The sequence below is a fragment of the Methylobacterium sp. D48H genome, assembly GCF_053345715.1.
In genome coordinates, this window is sequence record NZ_JBKFAP010000076.1 from 1 (window position 1) to 834 (window position 834).

1 tRNA gene and 1 rRNA gene are annotated in these 834 nt (G+C 64.0%); both read left to right on the forward strand.

The features are described from left to right. The first annotated feature begins 210 nt into the window (after positions 1 to 210). Positions 211 to 326, forward strand: a 5S ribosomal RNA gene (gene rrf, locus ACLBX8_RS31530). A 113-nt stretch (positions 327 to 439) separates the two neighbouring features. Beyond that, a tRNA-Met gene (locus tag ACLBX8_RS31535) sits at positions 440 to 516 on the forward strand. Positions 517 to 834 lie beyond the last annotated feature (318 nt).

An 834-nucleotide genomic window follows, 5' to 3' on the forward strand; every position in this document is an offset into this window, starting at 1 on the left:
GCGTTGAGCCGACCGGTACTAATCGCCCGATTGGCTTGATCGCTCTCGTGATCCGTGTCCGGACTGGTTCGGCAGCCGAAAAGGCTGGCGAAGCCAGAGACACACGAAACAAGAAGACCCGCAGCGATGACGCTGCCTGCTTGCCGAACGAAACACTCGCCGTCGCAGCACCCTGCGCCGCCGAGTGCCAAAAAAGTTGCGATGTGCCGGTCTGGTGGCCTGAGCGGCGTGCCCAGAACCCGATCCCATCTCGAACTCGGCCGTTAAACACGCCAGCGCCTATGGTACTGTGTCTCAAGACACGGGAGAGTCGGTCGCTGCCAGACCTGCCCATCGCAATACACACACCTTCCCTCACCACGAACACCGATCCGGCCCCCGGACACGGCGCACGCTCACACAGAGCCCGCGTCGACCCGGATCAGCCGCACAGACTTGGCGCGGGGTGGAGCAGCCCGGTAGCTCGTCAGGCTCATAACCTGAAGGTCACAGGTTCAAATCCTGTCCCCGCAACCAAATCCGACACACAGAACCCGCCGCGCTTAACAGCGCGGCGGGTTCTGCGTTTATGGCTGTCTGTCGCATTGAAGCGCTCGTGGCGCGGACACGCTCCGCGACCGGGCCTGCCCTCCGCGAGGGGAGGGGAGTCCGAGCACCGCGCCGCCCCGGGTTCGCGGTCTGTGCCACCTGCATCACGCGCGTCGAAGCGTATCCATCCGGCGAAGGACGCGGGAGCTACGGTTTCCTCGGGAGCAGATCACTTTCTGCCGTATGGGCGGCGATCCGCTCCTTCAGCTCGTCGATCCCATCGTTGGTAAACGCTGGGTACGCCTC